Below are 15,410 nucleotides of genomic sequence, written 5' to 3' on the forward strand. Positions count from 1 at the left end.
TGATTCGGTCCGGCCCCGGGGCCTACCCCTGAACCGCGAATTCCGTCCGGCCCCCTGACCCCGCAGACCGGTCCGGGGTCAGGGGCCGGACTACCTGGCCGGGGCCGGCCTCCGGGCGTGGAGCCGGCACACGGTCCAGCACCGACCGCCGTCACGGGCCGAGGGCGGGCAGGCCGCCGGAACCGGCGCCGACCTCGGCGCCCGACCTGCCACCTGCCCCCGGCCCCGGGCAGCCGGCGGGTCCAGGACCGGCCGCTGCCGCGAGCCGAGAGGCGCGCCGACCACCGCCACGCGCCAAGAGCGAGCGGACCACCAGGGCCGGGCCGACCCCGGCGCCCGACCCGCCGGCCGTTCACTGCCCCCGGAAAACCCGCAGGTCCTGGACCGGCCACTGCCGTCGGCCGGGCGGCGTGGTCTGCCGGTGGGTGCGAGGCGTACGGAGAACGCGTGAGGGGCGGTCGCTGAAATGCGACCGCCCCTCCCGTGTGAGGCACAGCGTCAAGTTCTCGGTGTGCGCCGTCCGCCTCCGGGACCGGTGGCTGGGGCTACCCGCCGCCGGCCGGGAAGCGGAAAGCTCACTGGCCCTGTTCGTCGCGGCGGCGCTGCCACCGCTGTTCGATCCGGTTCATCATCGACCGGCGCTGCCTGGGATGTCGGCGTTCGCCTCCGCCCCCGCTCGCGCTCCCCGCCGGCTGCTGCTCACCGGGCTTCGGCGCTTTGCGCCACCCGGTGACCGCCAGCACGGCACAGCCCAGCATGACGAGGAATCCCGCCACGCTGACCCAGGCCTGCTGGAAAACCATTCCGGCCATGAGGAGCGCGATACCCACCAGAAAACCGGCCACCGCCTGGTAGACCCGTCGCCGGGTGTACCTGCGCAGCCCGCTTCCCTCAAGCGCTGTAGCGAACTTGGGATCTTCGGCGTACAGCGCTCGCTCCATCTGCTCGAGCATTCGCTGCTCGTGCTCCGAGAGCGGCACGGAGTCCTCCTCGTCGTCGGCCGCGGGGGCGACCGGTATGCGGCCCTTCCAGGATAGGCAGGGATTCGCCCCCGTGAAACCCGCCCTCTAGCCATAGCCAGTCCGGACCGCCAATTCGGCTCGGCTGCTGAGGCGTAGATTCCCCGACCTCCGATCCGTCATGCCGGATGGTGTCACCCGATCATACGGGGCTCGCGGCGCGATCGGGTGTTCTAGGCCGTACTCCGTTCGCAGCTGCGTTGCTGATCAGCCGTGCTGCTGTCGCTTTCGCGGCCGTACTCCGCCGGTGTCACCGTGACGGCTCAGGCGCGCTTCTCCCCCAGAACGTGCAGCTGGGTCGCCACCGAGTGGAAGGCCGGCAGCTCCGCGACCGCCGCTTCCAGCCTGAGGAGCTCGTCCATCGCACCCGGTTCGGTGTCCACCAGGACGCCCGGCACGAGGTCGGCGAAGACCCGCACACCGTGCACGGCGCCGACCTCAAGGCCTGCGGCCTCGACCAGTCCGGTCAGCTGGTCGGCCGTGAACCTGCGGGGCACCGGGTCGCCGCTGCCCCAGCGCCCGGCGGGGTCCGTCAGCGCCTGCCGGGCCTCGGCGAAGTGCCCGGCGAGCGCCCTGGCCAGGACGGCACCGCCGAGGCCGGCGCCGAGCAGGCTGAGCGCACCGGACGGGTGGAGCGCGTCGACCGCGTTCCGCACGCCTTCAGCGGGGTCGTCCACGTACTCCAGGACACCGTGGCAGAGGACCGCGTCGTAACCGGCGCGGTCCACCACCTCGAACAGGCCGAGGATGTCTCCCTGGACTCCTCGGACCTGATCGGCGACACCGGCCTCCTCGGCCCGGCGCTCGAGCGCGAAGAGGGCGTTCGGGCTGGGGTCGACGACGGTCACCCGGTGGCCGAGCCGGGCGACGGGCACGGCGAAGTTGCCGGTGCCGCCGCCGGTGTCCAGCACGTCCAGGGCTTCCCTGCCGGTCGCCTTGACCCGGCGCTCGAGAGCGTCCTTGAGGACCTCCCAGACCACGGCGGTACGGAGGGAGGCGCGGGGGCGCAGCTGGTCCGACACGGCAGTTGACTCCTCGGCACGGTGCCGCCACGGACGGCGGAGCGTGAACAGTGCAGGTGGTACGGGTGCTGTCCACCCTATTGCCTCGCGCCGCCCTCGCGGTCACTCCGCGTCGGGGCGCGGCCCGGGACCGTCCCGACGCGGTTGCGGCAGGACGGGCTGAAGGACCAGCAGGCGCTCTACGAGGCGCAGGAACATGGCCGCGTCGCGCAGCAGGTCGTCGGCGTCGCGGCTGGTGGCCGCGCCGGGTATCCCCGCCTCGGCGCGGGCCCTGCGCCCGGCACCTGAGGCGAACAGGGCGCTCCATTCGGTGAGTTCCGGCGCTATGTCCGGAAGGACCTCCCAGGCGCTGCGGATCCGCTCCCTGCGGCGCCTGCTGGTTTCGGGCCGGCCGCGGGCCGCGAGCACGGCGGCGGCGGTACGCAGTGCCGCGAGGTGTGCGGTGGCGTAGCGCTCGTTGGGCACGTCGAGAACGGCTGCCTCGTCCAGGCCTGCGTGGGCCTGGGCGAGGAGATCGAGGGCGGCGGGCGGCGCCGTGGTGCGGCGCGGAACGGGGTGGACGTCGGTTGCCGGACCGGTCAGTGAGGGGGCAGGGCTGCCTGCGCGGCGCCGCGGGGCGGCGGCTGCGGACGAGCTGGCCATGACGAACCTCCTGTCGTCGTGTGACGGCTCCGTGGCCGTCTGTATCCATCGTGACCGCAACCACTGACAATCCCTCAGGACCCGGCTCTGACCAGGCGCTTTGCTTCGAGCGCGAGTTCGGGCTAGCTTTTTGCACTGACTGGTCAGTTCAAAAAAATGGGGGTGGGGTCGTGGACAGCCCGCACGGGGCGGCGTTGAGCGCGGAGGGCTTCGGACTCAGAGGTCCGCGCGGCTGGGCCTTCCAGGGAGTGGGATTCAGCGCAGGCCCCGGCTCCCTCGTCGCGATCGAGGGTCCCTCGGGCTCGGGCCGCACCTGTCTGCTGCTCGCGCTCACCGGCCGGATGCGTTCCACACACGGCCACGCCGAGGTCGGCGGAGAGCGCCTGCCCGGCCGGCTCGCCGCCGTACGCGGTTTCAGCGCGCTGGGTCCGGTCACCGGGGTCAGCGAACTCGACCCCTCCCTCACCGTGGCCGAGCACCTTCGGGAACGGGCCCTGCTGCGGCGCCGCTTCGACAGTTCGCTGCGCTCCCTGCTGCGCCCCCGCGCCGAACGCGCCGCGGCGGCACGGGCGACGATCGACGCCGCGCTGGAGGCCGCGGGGCTCGAACCCGCGGAACTGCCCAAGGCCGAGCGCACGTCGGTTCGGGACCTGGAGCGCCCGGAGGCCCTGCGCCTCTCCGTCGCCCTCGCCCTGATGGGCCGTCCGCGACTGCTCGCCGTGGACGACACCGACCTCAAACTCTCCGCAGCGGACCGCGCCCTGACCTGGGAGCTGCTGCGCTCCCTCGCGGCCGGCGGGACCACCGTGCTGGCCGTGTGCAGCGAGGCTCCGGAGGACGCGCTGACCGTACGCACCCGCCCGGCGGCCGGAACGGGCGCACCCGCCGACGACACCACGACCGGGAAGGGGACGGCCGATGCGATCGCCGAAACTGGCCGCGCTTGAGCTGCGGCGGTTCGGCAGGGGCCGGATGCCGCGTGCCGCACTCGTGGCACTCCTCCTGCTGCCCCTGCTGTACGGGGCGCTCTACCTCTGGTCGTTCTGGGACCCGTACGGCCGGCTCGACCGCATCCCCGTGGCCCTCGTCAACGACGACAAGGGAGCGACCACCGGGGGTGAACACCTCGCGGCCGGTGACGAGATCGCGGACCGGCTGCTCGACTCCAAGGTCTTCGACTGGCACGAGGTCAGCACCGCCGAGGCCGAACAGGGCGTCGAGGACGGGACGTACTACCTCTCGCTGACCATGCCGGCGGACTTCAGCGAGCGGATCGCCTCGAGCGCCGGGGACTCCCCCGCGACCGGTGCCCTGCGGGTACGCACGAACGACGCCAACAACTACATCGTCGGGCAGATCTCCAGGACCGTGTTCGCCGAGGTCCGGAGCGCCGCGTCGACGAAGGCCTCGCGCGGCTTCCTGGACCGGATCTTCATCGACTTCTCGGGCCTGCACGACGCGACCGCGAAGGCGGCCGAGGGCGCCGACGATCTGAAGAGCGGCATCACGAAGGCGAAGACCGGTTCCAAGGACCTGGCCGACGGCCTCAAGGACGCCGAGTCAGGCAGCGGCACGCTCTCCAGCGGCATCACCAAGCTGAACAAGGGAGCCGGCGACCTCGAGACGGGGTCACGGCAGGTCGCCGACGGCACCCAGCTGCTCGCCGACAAGGTCAACGCGGTGGCGGCGGACGTACGTCCGTTCCTGAAGGACAACGGCAAGGCCATCGGCGACACCGCCCGGCTGGTCGCCGACTCCTCCAAGGCCGTCCGGGACAACCTCGATCTCCTCGCCGAGGCGGCGCCCACCGCCTCGGCCGCCGCCCACACCGCCGCCGACGAACTGTCCGAGGTCTACCGGGACCGCTGCGAGGAGCAGCCGCTGCCTGACCCCGGGGTCTGCCCGCAGCTCGAGCGCGCCAGGACAGCGGCGGCGGATGTCGCCAGGGTGTCCGACGACGTGAACGCGCTGGTCATCAATCAGAAGGGCGACCTGACGAAGCTGCGCGGCCATCTGACCTCTCTCCGGGAACAGGCCGACGCCCTGGCGAAGCGCTCGCCGAATCTGGACACGGACCTGGAGTCCGCCGTGTCCAGGATCAACGCCCTCAACACGGGCGCGCACAAGGTCGCCAAGGGCGCCGACGCACTCCACACCGGCCTCGGCACCGCCAGGACGGGAGCCGGCGACCTGGACACCGGAGTCAAGAAGCTGAAGACCGGCGCGAAGGCCCTGAAGAGCGGGCTGTACCGGCTGGGTGACGGCTCCGCGACCCTCGCCCAGGGACTGCACGACGGAGTCGGCAAGATCCCCGACTACGACAAGGAGGACCGCGACGCCCGTACCGGTGTCATGGCCGACCCCGTACGGCTGGCCTCCTCCTCCTTGCACGCGGCACCCAACTACGGCACCGGCTTCGCCCCGTACTTCATTCCCCTCTCGCTGTGGGTGGGCGCGATGGTGGCGTACATGCTGATCCAGCCGCTCAGCCGGCGGGCGCTCGCCGCCGGGGCCCCGGCCTGGCGCATCGCCTTCGCGGGCTGGCTGCCGGTCGCCGCGATCGGCCTGCTGCAGGTCGCGGCACTGATGTCGGTGCTGCACTGGCGGCTCGGTCTGCAGATGACGCACGCCGCCGGCACGATCGGCTTCCTGGCCCTGGTGACCTGCTGCTTCGCCGCGATCGTGCAGTGGCTCAACGCCCGCTTCGGAGCCGCGGGCAGGATCCTCGTCCTGGCGGTGCTGATGCTCCAGCTGACCTCGGCCGGAGGCACCTATCCCGTCCAGACAAGTCCGGGGTTCTTCGGGGCGATCCACCCCTACCTCCCGATGACCTACGTCGTGGACGGGCTGCGGCGGCTGATCACGGGCGGTGGGCTCGGCCCGGTCTGGCAGGGCTGCGCCGTGCTGCTGGCCTTCACCGCGGGCGCGCTGGCGCTGACGGCCCTCTCGGCGCGCCGCAAGCAGGTGTGGACCCTGGACCGGCTGCACCCGGAGCTGAGTCTGTGACCGCGCCGGGACCTGTGAGAATCGTGCGTATGGACAGCAGTAGCACCACGCGCCGCCAGGTCACCCGGCAGAAGCTCTACGAGGCGGCGGTGACCCTCATCGCGGAGAAGGGGTTCTCCGCCACGACGGTGGACGAGATCGCCGAGCGCGCCGGGGTCGCCAAGGGGACGGTCTACTACAACTTCAAGAGCAAGACCGAGCTGTTCGAGGAGCTGCTGCGACACGGGGTGGGCCTGCTCACGCAGTCGCTGAGGTCCGCCGCAGACTCGACCGACGCACGCGGCGGCACCCGCGTGGAGGCGCTGGACGCGATGATCAGGGCCGGCCTGGTCTTCATCGACCGCTACCCGGCCTTCACCCAGCTGTACGTCGCCGAGCTGTGGCGCACCAACCGCGCCTGGCAGTCGACCCTCCTGGTACTGCGCCAGCAGGCAGTAGCCGTTGTCGAGGAGGTACTCCGGGAAGGTGTCAGGGGCGGCGAACTCAGCGAGGAGATCGACATCCAGCTGACGGCCGCCGCACTGGTCGGGATGGTCCTGGTCGCCGCTCTCGACTGGCAGGCGTTCCAGCCCGAGCGGACGATCGACGACGTGCACTCCGCCCTGTCCCTGCTGCTGCACGGCCGGGTCAGCGGACGCTGAACCATCTGCCCGACCCGCACACGGAAGACGCCGGTCCGATGGAATTCGATCCCCCCGAATTCCATCGGACCGGCGTTCCGTACCGCCGCGAAGCCCTCCCCCGTGACCCCGTGTCCCCCGTGGCCCCGGGGCTCCGCGTCGTGCGCCCCCGTTCCTTCCGGGGTGCCGCGCCGTTCCGCCGCCCCGTGCCGGCGGTCCGGGCACCGCGCCCCTTCCGTGGTCTCCACTCTTCCGTCTGCGCAGGTGAGGGCCTATCCGCATCCCTACTCATCTCCCGCCCTAGGTAGGGATACTCAGACCTGCGCGGCAGCACCCACCCGGGCACCTCCCCGGCTGGCTACGATCGCCTCCGTGTCCGTACTCCCCCTGGTGTTCACGAGTGGCTGGGCGAGCGGGATCAACGCCTACGCGGTGGTCCTCCTCTTCGGCGTCTTCGGCGTGACGGGCCTCACCGACGAGGTGCCCGAGTCACTGCAGCGCACCGATGTACTCGTGGCCGCCGGTGTGCTGTTCCTCTTCGAAGCGGTGGCCGACAAGATCCCGTACGTGGACTCGGCGTGGGACGCGGCGCACACGGTGATCAGACCCGTGGCCGGCGCGGTCGTCGCGGCGCTGCTCGCCGGGGAGAGCGGTTCGCTGCCGGAGCTCGCGGCGGCTGCCGTGGGAGGCTCGACCGCGCTGATGAGTCATCTGGTGAAGTCCGGCACCAGGATGGCGGTCAACACGTCGCCCGAGCCCTTCAGCAACGTCGGGGTCAGCGTCGCGGAGGATCTCGGCGTCGCCGGGATCATCACCTTCGCTGTCTTCAACCCCGTGGCCGCGGCCGTCGTGGCCGGGGTTCTCCTGCTGCTCGGCCTGGTGACGCTGGTCTTTCTGGCCTCCCGGATCCGCAGGTTCCTGCGCCGCCGGGCGCAGCGCCGCGAGGAGAGACGTCTGGCCTGAGCGGGCAGGCACCGGCCTCACGGACGACCTGTCGGCGGCACCCCTTAAAGTCACTGGCATGGCACGAATTGTGGTGATAGGCGCCGGGGCAGGCGCGATGGCGGCGGCCGCCCGGCTGTCCGTGGCAGGCCACCGGGTGACGGTGTACGAGCGGTCGGACACCTACGGCGGCTCCCTCGGCCGGTACACCCGTGAAGGCTTCGTCTTCGACACCGGCCCCGGTCTGCTGCACCTGCCGGCGGTCTACCGCGACCTGTTCGTGAAGACGGGCAAGGAAAGCCTGGAGCAGTGCGTCACGCTCACCCAGGTCGACCCTGCGAGCCGCCATCTCTTCGCGGACGGCACCACCGTGTCGCTGCCCAACGCCTCGCGGGCCGGGGTGACCGGCGCACTGGACCGGGCGCTCGGCGAGGGGGCCGGGGCCCGGTGGGGGGACTTCCTGGACCGGGCGGGGGCTGCGTGGAACCGGTCGCGCAGGCCGCTGCTGGAGGAGCCGCTGCCGGAGGACCCGCAGTCGCTGGGCCGCGATCCCTACCCCGCGGTGCGTCGGCGCAGACTGCTGCGCGCCGCCCGGCAGGCCCGGACGGTGGCGGAGGTGGGCGCCTGGGAGCTGGCGGATCCCCGCCTGGCAGCCCTGCTCGACGGGTACGCCCTGTCGTACGGGCTCGATCCGCGCCGCGCCCCGGCCGCCGCCGCCCTCCTTCCGTACATGGAGGAGACCTTCGGCAGCTGGTACGTCGCCGGAGGCATGCGCGCGCTGGCGGACGCGATGTACGAGCGGTGCCTGGCACGCAAGGTGGAGTTCGTCTTCGGCGCCGATGTGGTCCGGGTGTCCGAGAAGGACGGGCGGGCGACCGGGATCGAGCTCGCGGACGGCACGAGTGCGGAGGCCGGTCAGGTGGTCCTGGGCGCGCAGCCGGCGCCCGGGCTCCTCCCCACCCGGGAGGAGGGACCAGCCGTCGGGGCACCCGGTGCTCCGGCTCCGGTGCCGGGCCGCTTCCTCGTCCTGCTGTCGCTGCGCGGCGCCCGGGAAGCGGGCGCCGCGCACCGGACCGTGGTGCACGCCGTGGATCCCGGCGCGGAGCAGGAGGCGGTGTTCGGCGGCCGGACGGCGGAGCAGCCCACGGTGACGGTGCTGCGCCCGGACGACCCCGCCACCCGCCCCGACGAGGAGCACGAGGCGGTGACCCTGACGGCCACGGTGGCGCCGCACGGTCCGGTCGACTGGACGGACGCCACGCTGCGCGAGCGGTTCGCGGACGCGGTGATCGGCCGGGCCGCGGAAGCCGTCCCCGGCCTCCGCGAGCGGATACTCCACGCCGAGGTGCGTACGCCCGCCGAGACCGCGGCCGGCACGGGCGCCCAGGGCGGTTCGGTGCCGGCTCCGGCCCTGGCCGGGGCGGGGGGCGCGTATCTGCGTGCGGGGAACCGCACCACGCTGCCCGGCCTGTACCTGGCGGGCGGCTGGTCGCATCCGGGCGGCGGGATGGCCCACGCGGGGATGTCGGGTGCCCTGGTCGCCGGCCTGGTCGTGGAGGGTGACGGCTTCCGCGGATCGCAGTGAGCCCGGCCGCGGCGCCTCCGCCGCCCGTGGTGAGCCCGGCCGTGCCGCGCCGGGGCGGGCCGCCGGATACCGGCGGCCCGCCTGCGGGTCAGTAGCGGTACTGCTCGTTCTGGCCGGTGTCGTATCCGTTGCCGTACGGGGCGGGCCGGACCGGGGCCTCCGGCGGCAGCGGGGGGTACTGCTCGCTCTCCCGCTGCTGCGGGACCCACACCCCGCCGGGCGGGGTGTCCGTGTAGTGCCCGGGGTACGGGTCTGCGGGCTGCTGCCCGGCGCCGCCCTGGGCGGGGTCGCTGCCGTAGCCGTCGTACGCGGCGTACTGCCCGGTCCCCGTGCCGATGTAGGGATCGGAGTAGGCGGCGTAGCCCGTCTGGTCCGTGCCGTGGTCGTACTGGCCCGCGTAGGCGCCCTGGTCCTGGTACCCGCCCTGACCGCCGTAAGGGTCCTGGGGGGCCTGCTGGCCGTAGCCGGCGTACGGGTCGTATGCGGCGTACTGCGGCTGCTGTCCGCCGTGCTGATCCTGGTGACCACCGCCGCCGGCCGGAGCAGGGTCGGTGTAGATGCCGTACTGCCCGGTGTCGTCCGGCAGCGGCTCCGGTGCGTAGACCGCCGCGGGGCCGGCCTCCGCCTGCTGGGACCCTCCCTCGTACTCCAGGCCGGAGACCTCGAGCACGGGATCCTGGTTCGCCGGGCCGCCCGACCCGCGGCGACGGCGGCTCTCACCGGGACTGCCGCCTATGGCCCATCCGGTCGAGAAGCCTCGCCTGAAGGAGAGCGTCACATACGTCTGACCCGTCGCGAAGGCGATCGCCCCCAGGGCGATCACCAGCACGGAGGGGATCAGAACACCGAGGACCACACCGACGAAGCCGCCGAAGGCGAGCAGCCGCCAGCGCAGGCGCGCCTTGTACTGCAGGAGCACCTCGCCCAGCAGCCACAGCGCCACTATGCCGAATGCGATGTAGAGGACCGTCCAGCCCACGCCCGCCCCCTCCTACGGCCACCGCCCCGGTTGGTGGCGGGTACGGCCGGTCACGACTGCTTGTGCAGTCCGAGATTCTCGTAGATCTCGAGTGTCGCCGTCGAGTTGTTGAGCGTGATGAAGTGCAGCCCCGGGACTCCCTCGGAGAGCAGTTTCGCGCAGAACTCCGTGGCGAACTCGATGCCAATGGAGCGTACAGCGGCCGGGTCGTCCTTTGCGGCGAGGATGCGCTCTTTCAGCGATGAAGGCAGGGACGCGTTGCTGAGCTGCGCGAATCTCTCCAGCTGTTTGACGCTGGTGAGCGGCATCACCTCGGGAATGACCGGGGTATCGCAACCCGCAGCGACGACACGGTCACGCATATGCAGATAGCTTTCCGGGTCGAAGAACATCTGGGTGATCGCGTAGTCGGCACCGGCGCGGCACTTGTCCACGAAATGACCGATGTCGGAGTCCCAGTCGGCGGACCGCGGATGCATTTCGGGAAAAGCCGCGACGCCGACGCAGAAATCACCGGCTTCCTTGATCAGCCGGACGAGGTCCGCCGCGTACCGCACGCCCTGAGGGTGCTCGATCCACTCGCCCATCGGGTCGCCGGGCGGGTCTCCGCGCACGGCGAGGATGTTGCGGATACCGGCGTCGGCGTACTGCCCGACCATGTTGCGGAGCTCGGCGACGGAGTGGTCGACCGCCGTGAGGTGCGCGACGGGGGTGAGCGTGGAGTCCGCGGCGATCTGCTGGGTCGCCCGGACCGTCCCGGCGCGGGTCGAGCCCCCGGCCCCGTACGTCACGGAGACGAAGCTCGGCGCCACCGCCTCGACGCGGCGCAGCGCGTTCCAGAGGTTCCGCTCACCCTTCGCGGTCTTGGGTGCCCAGAATTCGAACGAGAACGACGTTTCACCGGTCGCGAGCACCTCACGCACGGTCCGCGCGTGATCTGTCCTTGTGGAAGGTGTACCAAGGGCCATACTGGGAGGTTAACCAGGGCACGGCGGTCCCCCAACCAGAAGGAACGGATTGCCCGGAATGAGGCGGATTTTGTCCACCCCTCGGACACCCTCTCCGTCCTGCTCAGACGGCGTGTGCCCGGATTCGACGCGCGAGGGAGGCTGCCGCCTCGGCAGGGTCCGCCGCCTCGGTGATCGCCCGCACGACGACGACGCGTCGTGCGCCGGCGTCCAGCACCTCGTCCAGGTTGCCCGCGTCGATCCCCCCGATGGCGAACCACGGCCGCGTCGTGCCGAGCGAGGCGGCGTAGCGCACGAGGCCGAGCCCCGGGGCGTGCCGGCCCGGCTTGGTCGGCGTGGGCCAGCAGGGGCCGGTGCAGAAGTAGTCGACTCCCGCCTCGGCGGCAGCCGCGTCGACCTCGGCCTCGGCGTGCGTGGAACGGCCGATCACCACGTCGCCTCCGATGACGGCGCGGGCGGCGGGTACGGGCAGATCGCCCTGCCCCAGGTGCAGCACGTCGGAACCGATGGCGTGGGCGACATCGGCCCGGTCGTTCACCGCGAGGAGCGCGCCGTGACGCTTGCAGGCGTCGGCGAAGACGGCGAGGTGTTCGAGCTCCTCGGCCGCTTCCATGCCCTTGTCCCGCAACTGCACGATGTCCACGCCGCCGGCCAGCACCGCGTCGAGGAACTCGGGGAGATCGCCCTGCCGCTTTCGCGCGTCCGTGCACAGGTACAGCCGGGCTGCGGAAAGCCGATTGCGAGGCGTGGACATGATCATTTCCCCCGTCGGTGCGTCGATGGTTCTTCGGTGCTGCGGTGCGGCGGTGCGGCGGTTCTGCGGTGCGGCGGTTCTGCGGTGCGGCGGTTCTTCGGTCGGCGACGCATCGCCCGTACGTCGATGGCCCGCCGTGACGGTACGCCCGATAACGGCGGAGTGCGGGCCGCGTGTGCCGCGGCCCGCACCCCACTCACGGTCGTCCGGTCAGACGGCGAGCGCCTGGGCCCGGCGCTTCACCTCCGTACCGCGATTCTCGCTCAGGGCCTGCGCGGGAGTTCCGGGCAGGCTCGGGTCGGGGGTGAAGAGCCAGTCCAGCATCTCTTCGTCGTTGTAGCCGTCGTCCCTCAGGAGCGTCAGGGTCCCTACGAGGCCCTTGACCACCTTGTCGCCGTCGATGAAGGCGGCAGGCACCTGGAGCGTCCGGTTCTCACCACGTCGTACGGCGATCAGCTGGCCTTCCTTGACCAGCTGCCGTACGCGCGTCACCTCGACATCGAGCATTTCCGCGATGTCGGGAAGGTGGAGCCAGGCGGGGACGAGAGCATCGATCTTTGCGTCAATCTCGGTCACAAGGACAAGCGTGCCATCCCGGACCGACAGTCGGTACCCGGGCCGACCGTACGGGGCCGTCACTGCCCCTGGAGCACCGTCGATTTCAGCGGTACGGAGGAGTCGGCGGCCAGCGCCGGGTCGATCCGCGCACCGGCTTCGACGAGCTTGCGCCCCTGCGCCAGGTCGCGGGGCCTGCTGACGGCCAGCACCGCGACCAGGACCCCTTCCCTCAGCCAGCAGACCGTCCAGGACGGGTCCGCGGGGTCGCCCCGCCAGAGCAGTGTGTCGGCACCGGCGTGGTGGCCGGCGTACTGGACGAAGCGCCCGAACTGCTCGGACCAGAAGTAGGGCACCGGGTCGTACGCCCTGACCACGTCGTCCGCGAGGGCGGCTGCGACCGTCCGGGGCCCCTGGAGCGCGTTGTCCCAGTGGTGGACCAGCAGCCGCTCCCCGTAACGGACGGACGGGAAGGAGGCGCAGTCGCCCACCGCGTAGACGTCGGGCAGCGAGGTGCGCAACGAGCTGTCCGCGGTGACCGAGCCGTCCGGGCCGAGTGCGATGCCGGAGCCCGCCAGCCACGCGGTGGCAGGCCGGGCACCGATACCGACGACCACCGCTCCGGCGGGGATCACCCGGCCGTCGGCCAGCTGGACGGCGCCTTGTTCCACCCGTGCGACCCGGGCGCCGGTCAGGAGTTCCGCTCCGCTCTCGGCGTACCAGGCGGCCATCGGAGCGGCGACCTCGGCGGGCATCGTGCCCGCGAGGGGGCGGGCCCCAGCCTCGACGACCGTGACCGCGCAGCCGGCCGCGCGGGCGGCGGTGGCGAACTCGGCCCCGATCCAGCCGGCTCCGACGACGACCACGTCGTGCTGCCGCTCCAGGACGGGCCGCAGCCGCGCGGCGTCGTCGAGGGTGCGCAGCAGATGGACGCCGGGCACCCCCTCCGAACCGGGCAGCGCGACGGGTTCCGCACCGGTCGCCAGGACCAGCACGTCGTAGGCGACCGGCCCCTCCGGGGTGTCCAGCTCATGGGTCCCCGCACGCAGGCCGGTCACGTCGAGCCCGAGGCGCAGAGTGATGTCCAGGGCCTCGAAGTCGACGTCGAAGGCCGAGTCCTCCGCCTTGCCGAGCAGGACTGCCTTGGACAGGGGCGGCCTGTCGTACGGCTGGTGCGGCTCGGCACCGATCAGGGTGACGGTGCCGGTGAAGCCCTGCTCGCGCAGGGCCACGGCCGTCTGCACACCGGCCATACCGGCGCCCACGATCACGACGTCCCGGGCCCGGTGTCCCGCTGCCAGGTGCTCTGTCTGCTCGCTCACCCGTCCACCCTAGCCACGTGACGTTCCGTCATTCGGCGAGTTCCTCCACCACGCTCGTCCCACTGCCCTCCTGGGACTCCCATTCCCAGGTCTCGTCCAGTCGGACCCTGCCGTCGGAAAGGTCCGTGACGGCCGAGACGCAGTGCCCCGAGGATGTCGTTCCGTCCTGCTTCAACTGGACGTAGCGGAAGTCCAGGCTGTCCGCCTCCCTGGTCCCGACGAGATGCCCGCGGACGACGTCGCCACCCGCGTACTCGGCCCATATCCGGCCGTCCTGTTCGTGGTACGAGAAGCGGGTCCGGGTCCCCACCTGGCCGGGGGCCTGGTCGGCGACCGGCGAGAGGACGAGTCCGTCGAGTGAACGGGCCACGGGTACGGCTCCCTTACTGGCTACGGGCGGTGGGGTCTAGGCTGGTCACCGTAAGACACTCGCGGGAGTCCGGACGCACCGGGCTGAGAGGGAGGCTGGCCGGCCTCCGACCGTACGAACCTGATCCGGGTCATGCCGGCGAAGGGAGGGGCTGGACGCCCATGCGCATATCCGCAGACAGTTCCGACGTCCTGGTCGTCGGAGGCGGCATCATCGGTCTGGTCACCGCCTGGCGGTCGGCCCAGCACGGTCTGCGCACCACGCTGGCGGATCCAGAACCGGGCGGCGGGGCCGCCCAGGTCGCGGCCGGGATGCTCGCCGCCGTCACCGAACTCCACTACGGCGAGCAGATGCTGCTCGGTCTCAATGTGGCCTCCGCTGCCCGCTACCCGGAGTTCGTCGCCGAGCTGGAGGAGGCGAGCGGGCAGGAGACCGGCTTCCGGGCCTGCGGCACCCTGTCCGTCGCGCTGGACTCGGACGACCGGACGCATCTGCGGGAGCTGCACGCTCTGCAACGGCGGTCGGGGCTGGAGTCCGAGTGGCTCAGCGGCCGCGAGTGCCGCCGCCTGGAACCGATGCTCGCACCGGGTGTGCGCGGCGGGCTGCGGGTCGACGGCGACCACCAGGTGGACCCCAGGCGGTTGGCCTCGGCGCTGGTCACCGCGTGCGAGCGGGCGGGGGTGGTCTTCCGCCGCGACTGGGTCCAGCGGCTCTCCGTCACGGGAGGCCGGGCGACGGGAGCCGTCCTGGCGGACGGTACCGAGCTCGCCGCCGGCCAGGTGGTACTCGCCGGCGGCAGCCTCAGCGGCCGGCTCCAGGGTGTTCCCGAGGCGGTCGTGCCGCCGGTACGCCCGGTCAAGGGGCAGGTGCTGCGGCTGACCGTGCCTCCCTCGTACGCCCCCTTCCTCAGCAGGACGGTGCGGGCCGTCGTGCGCGGCGGTCAGGTCTACCTCGTCCCGCGTGCGAACGGTGAACTGGTGGTCGGCGCCACCACCGAGGAACTGGGCTGGGACACCACGGTCACCGCGGGCGGGGTGTACGAGCTGCTGCGTGACGCCCATGAGCTGATGCCCGGGATCACCGAGCTGCCGCTGACCGAGACCCGGGCCGGTCTGCGGCCCGCCTCACCGGACAACGCGCCGCTGCTGGGCCCCACGGCACTGCCCGGCCTGCATCTCGCCACCGGGCACCACCGCAACGGGGTGCTGCTGACTCCCGTCACCGGCGAGGTGATGGCCCACGTTCTGACCACCGGCGAGCTGCCCGAGCTCGGCCGCCCCTTCGCGCCGAGCCGCTTCGCCCCCGTCACCGCCTCTCCGGACACCTCCCGGACCCCCTCCCCCGAAGACACCACCCCCGCGCCGCAGGAGCAGCCCGTATGACACAGCCCGTGCCCGCCGCCGTCCCTGTCCCCCCTTCCGCCGTTTCCGTTTCCGTCAACGGGGAGGACCGCTCCGTCCCCGCCGGCACCGCGCTGGCCACCCTGGTCGCGGCACTGACCACGGCCCCCTCCGGGGTGGCCGCCGCGGTGAACGAGGCCGTCGTCCCACGCGGCCAGTGGTCCGCCACCGTGCTCGCCGACGGTGACCGCGTCGAGGTCCTCACCGCGGTCCAGGGAGGCTGACC

The 15,410-nt window shown here is 72.2% G+C and carries 16 protein-coding genes and 1 riboswitch; of the genes, 7 read left to right on the plus strand and 9 right to left on the minus strand.

Going from position 1 to position 15,410, the window contains the following annotated elements; genetic code table 11:
- Nucleotides 1–575: 575 nt before the first annotated feature.
- The 3 genes from HED23_RS25365 to HED23_RS25375 all read right to left on the minus strand — a co-directional run bounded on the left by HED23_RS25365 (nucleotide 576) and on the right by HED23_RS25375 (nucleotide 2,683).
- The gene (locus HED23_RS25365; RefSeq protein ID WP_203185685.1) at nucleotides 576–980 is read right to left on the minus strand and encodes a DUF3040 domain-containing protein; all 405 of its coding nucleotides are present in this window, start codon (nucleotides 978–980) and stop codon (nucleotides 576–578) included.
- Nucleotides 981–1,282: 302 nt separating this feature from the next.
- A complete protein-coding gene (locus tag HED23_RS25370) occupies nucleotides 1,283–2,041 on the minus strand; it encodes a class I SAM-dependent methyltransferase (protein ID WP_203185686.1) in 759 nt (252 codons plus the stop codon).
- Between the two features lie 102 nt (nucleotides 2,042–2,143).
- Nucleotides 2,144–2,683 (minus strand): SAV_6107 family HEPN domain-containing protein, encoded by a 540-nt coding sequence (locus HED23_RS25375; RefSeq protein WP_203185687.1) that lies wholly within the window; start codon nucleotides 2,681–2,683, stop codon nucleotides 2,144–2,146.
- Nucleotides 2,684–2,853: 170 nt separating this feature from the next.
- Between HED23_RS25375 and HED23_RS25380 the strand changes: the two genes are divergently transcribed.
- The 5 genes from HED23_RS25380 to HED23_RS25400 all read left to right on the plus strand — a co-directional run bounded on the left by HED23_RS25380 (nucleotide 2,854) and on the right by HED23_RS25400 (nucleotide 8,836).
- The gene (locus HED23_RS25380) at nucleotides 2,854–3,630 is read left to right on the plus strand and encodes an ATP-binding cassette domain-containing protein (RefSeq protein WP_203185688.1); all 777 of its coding nucleotides are present in this window, start codon (nucleotides 2,854–2,856) and stop codon (nucleotides 3,628–3,630) included.
- The gene (locus HED23_RS25385) at nucleotides 3,602–5,689 is read left to right on the plus strand and encodes a YhgE/Pip domain-containing protein (protein ID WP_203185689.1); all 2,088 of its coding nucleotides are present in this window, start codon (nucleotides 3,602–3,604) and stop codon (nucleotides 5,687–5,689) included. The genes HED23_RS25380 and HED23_RS25385 overlap by 29 nt, the downstream gene beginning before the upstream one ends.
- A 29-nt stretch (nucleotides 5,690–5,718) precedes the next feature.
- Complete coding sequence (locus HED23_RS25390; protein ID WP_203185690.1) at nucleotides 5,719–6,330, plus strand: TetR/AcrR family transcriptional regulator; 612 nt, start codon at nucleotides 5,719–5,721, stop codon at nucleotides 6,328–6,330.
- A gap of 351 nt (nucleotides 6,331–6,681) precedes the next feature.
- Nucleotides 6,682–7,272, plus strand: coding sequence for a DUF4126 domain-containing protein (locus HED23_RS25395; RefSeq protein WP_203185691.1), 591 nt, complete (start codon nucleotides 6,682–6,684; stop codon nucleotides 7,270–7,272).
- Nucleotides 7,273–7,330: 58 nt separating this feature from the next.
- Nucleotides 7,331–8,836 (plus strand): phytoene desaturase family protein, encoded by a 1,506-nt coding sequence (locus HED23_RS25400; RefSeq protein WP_203185692.1) that lies wholly within the window; start codon nucleotides 7,331–7,333, stop codon nucleotides 8,834–8,836.
- Between the two features lie 88 nt (nucleotides 8,837–8,924).
- Here the strand turns inward: HED23_RS25400 and HED23_RS25405 are convergent, their stop codons facing one another.
- The 6 genes from HED23_RS25405 to HED23_RS25430 all read right to left on the minus strand — a co-directional run bounded on the left by HED23_RS25405 (nucleotide 8,925) and on the right by HED23_RS25430 (nucleotide 13,784).
- Nucleotides 8,925–9,815: a hypothetical protein gene (locus HED23_RS25405; protein WP_203185693.1), complete on the minus strand. Its 891-nt coding sequence runs from the start codon at nucleotides 9,813–9,815 to the stop codon at nucleotides 8,925–8,927.
- A 50-nt stretch (nucleotides 9,816–9,865) separates the two neighbouring features.
- Nucleotides 9,866–10,783 carry a methylenetetrahydrofolate reductase [NAD(P)H] gene (gene metF, locus HED23_RS25410; RefSeq protein WP_203185694.1) on the minus strand — a complete coding sequence of 306 codons (918 nt, stop codon included), beginning with the start codon at nucleotides 10,781–10,783 and terminating at the stop codon, nucleotides 9,866–9,868.
- Between the two features lie 103 nt (nucleotides 10,784–10,886).
- A complete protein-coding gene (gene thiE, locus HED23_RS25415) occupies nucleotides 10,887–11,537 on the minus strand; it encodes a thiamine phosphate synthase (protein ID WP_203185695.1) in 651 nt (216 codons plus the stop codon).
- A gap of 210 nt (nucleotides 11,538–11,747) precedes the next feature.
- The gene (locus HED23_RS25420) at nucleotides 11,748–12,113 is read right to left on the minus strand and encodes an Rv2175c family DNA-binding protein (RefSeq protein ID WP_203185696.1); all 366 of its coding nucleotides are present in this window, start codon (nucleotides 12,111–12,113) and stop codon (nucleotides 11,748–11,750) included.
- A gap of 59 nt (nucleotides 12,114–12,172) precedes the next feature.
- Nucleotides 12,173–13,414 carry an NAD(P)/FAD-dependent oxidoreductase gene (locus HED23_RS25425; RefSeq protein ID WP_203185697.1) on the minus strand — a complete coding sequence of 414 codons (1,242 nt, stop codon included), beginning with the start codon at nucleotides 13,412–13,414 and terminating at the stop codon, nucleotides 12,173–12,175.
- A gap of 28 nt (nucleotides 13,415–13,442) precedes the next feature.
- Nucleotides 13,443–13,784 (minus strand): hypothetical protein, encoded by a 342-nt coding sequence (locus tag HED23_RS25430; RefSeq protein WP_203185698.1) that lies wholly within the window; start codon nucleotides 13,782–13,784, stop codon nucleotides 13,443–13,445.
- A 51-nt stretch (nucleotides 13,785–13,835) separates the two neighbouring features.
- A riboswitch (TPP riboswitch) is annotated at nucleotides 13,836–13,948 on the plus strand.
- On the opposite strand from HED23_RS25430, the gene thiO reads away from it, so the two are divergent.
- Both thiO and thiS read left to right on the plus strand, forming a co-directional pair.
- A complete protein-coding gene (gene thiO, locus HED23_RS25435; protein WP_203185699.1) occupies nucleotides 13,946–15,166 on the plus strand; it encodes a glycine oxidase ThiO in 1,221 nt (406 codons plus the stop codon). (Overlaps the previous riboswitch by 3 nt.)
- Entirely contained in the window at nucleotides 15,163–15,408 is a 246-nt protein-coding gene (thiS, locus tag HED23_RS25440; RefSeq protein ID WP_203185700.1) for a sulfur carrier protein ThiS, read from the plus strand. The genes thiO and thiS overlap by 4 nt, the downstream gene beginning before the upstream one ends.
- The last annotated feature ends 2 nt before the right edge of the window (nucleotides 15,409–15,410 follow it).

The sequence above is a fragment of the Streptomyces pratensis genome (assembly GCF_016804005.1).
GTDB classification, from domain to species: domain Bacteria; phylum Actinomycetota; class Actinomycetes; order Streptomycetales; family Streptomycetaceae; genus Streptomyces; species Streptomyces pratensis_A.

Coding starts and splice junctions, on each gene's coding strand:
- metF (WP_203185694.1), bottom strand. CDS start 10,783: ATGGCCCTTGGTACACCTTCCACAAGGACAGATCACGCGCGGACCGTG.
- HED23_RS25390 (WP_203185690.1), top strand. CDS start 5,719: ATGGACAGCAGTAGCACCACGCGCCGCCAGGTCACCCGGCAGAAGCTC.
- HED23_RS25385 (WP_203185689.1), top strand. CDS start 3,602: ATGCGATCGCCGAAACTGGCCGCGCTTGAGCTGCGGCGGTTCGGCAGG.
- HED23_RS25375 (WP_203185687.1), bottom strand. CDS start 2,683: ATGGCCAGCTCGTCCGCAGCCGCCGCCCCGCGGCGCCGCGCAGGCAGC.
- thiS (WP_203185700.1), top strand. CDS start 15,163: ATGACACAGCCCGTGCCCGCCGCCGTCCCTGTCCCCCCTTCCGCCGTT.
- thiO (WP_203185699.1), top strand. CDS start 13,946: ATGCGCATATCCGCAGACAGTTCCGACGTCCTGGTCGTCGGAGGCGGC.
- thiE (WP_203185695.1), bottom strand. CDS start 11,537: ATGTCCACGCCTCGCAATCGGCTTTCCGCAGCCCGGCTGTACCTGTGC.
- HED23_RS25400 (WP_203185692.1), top strand. CDS start 7,331: ATGGCACGAATTGTGGTGATAGGCGCCGGGGCAGGCGCGATGGCGGCG.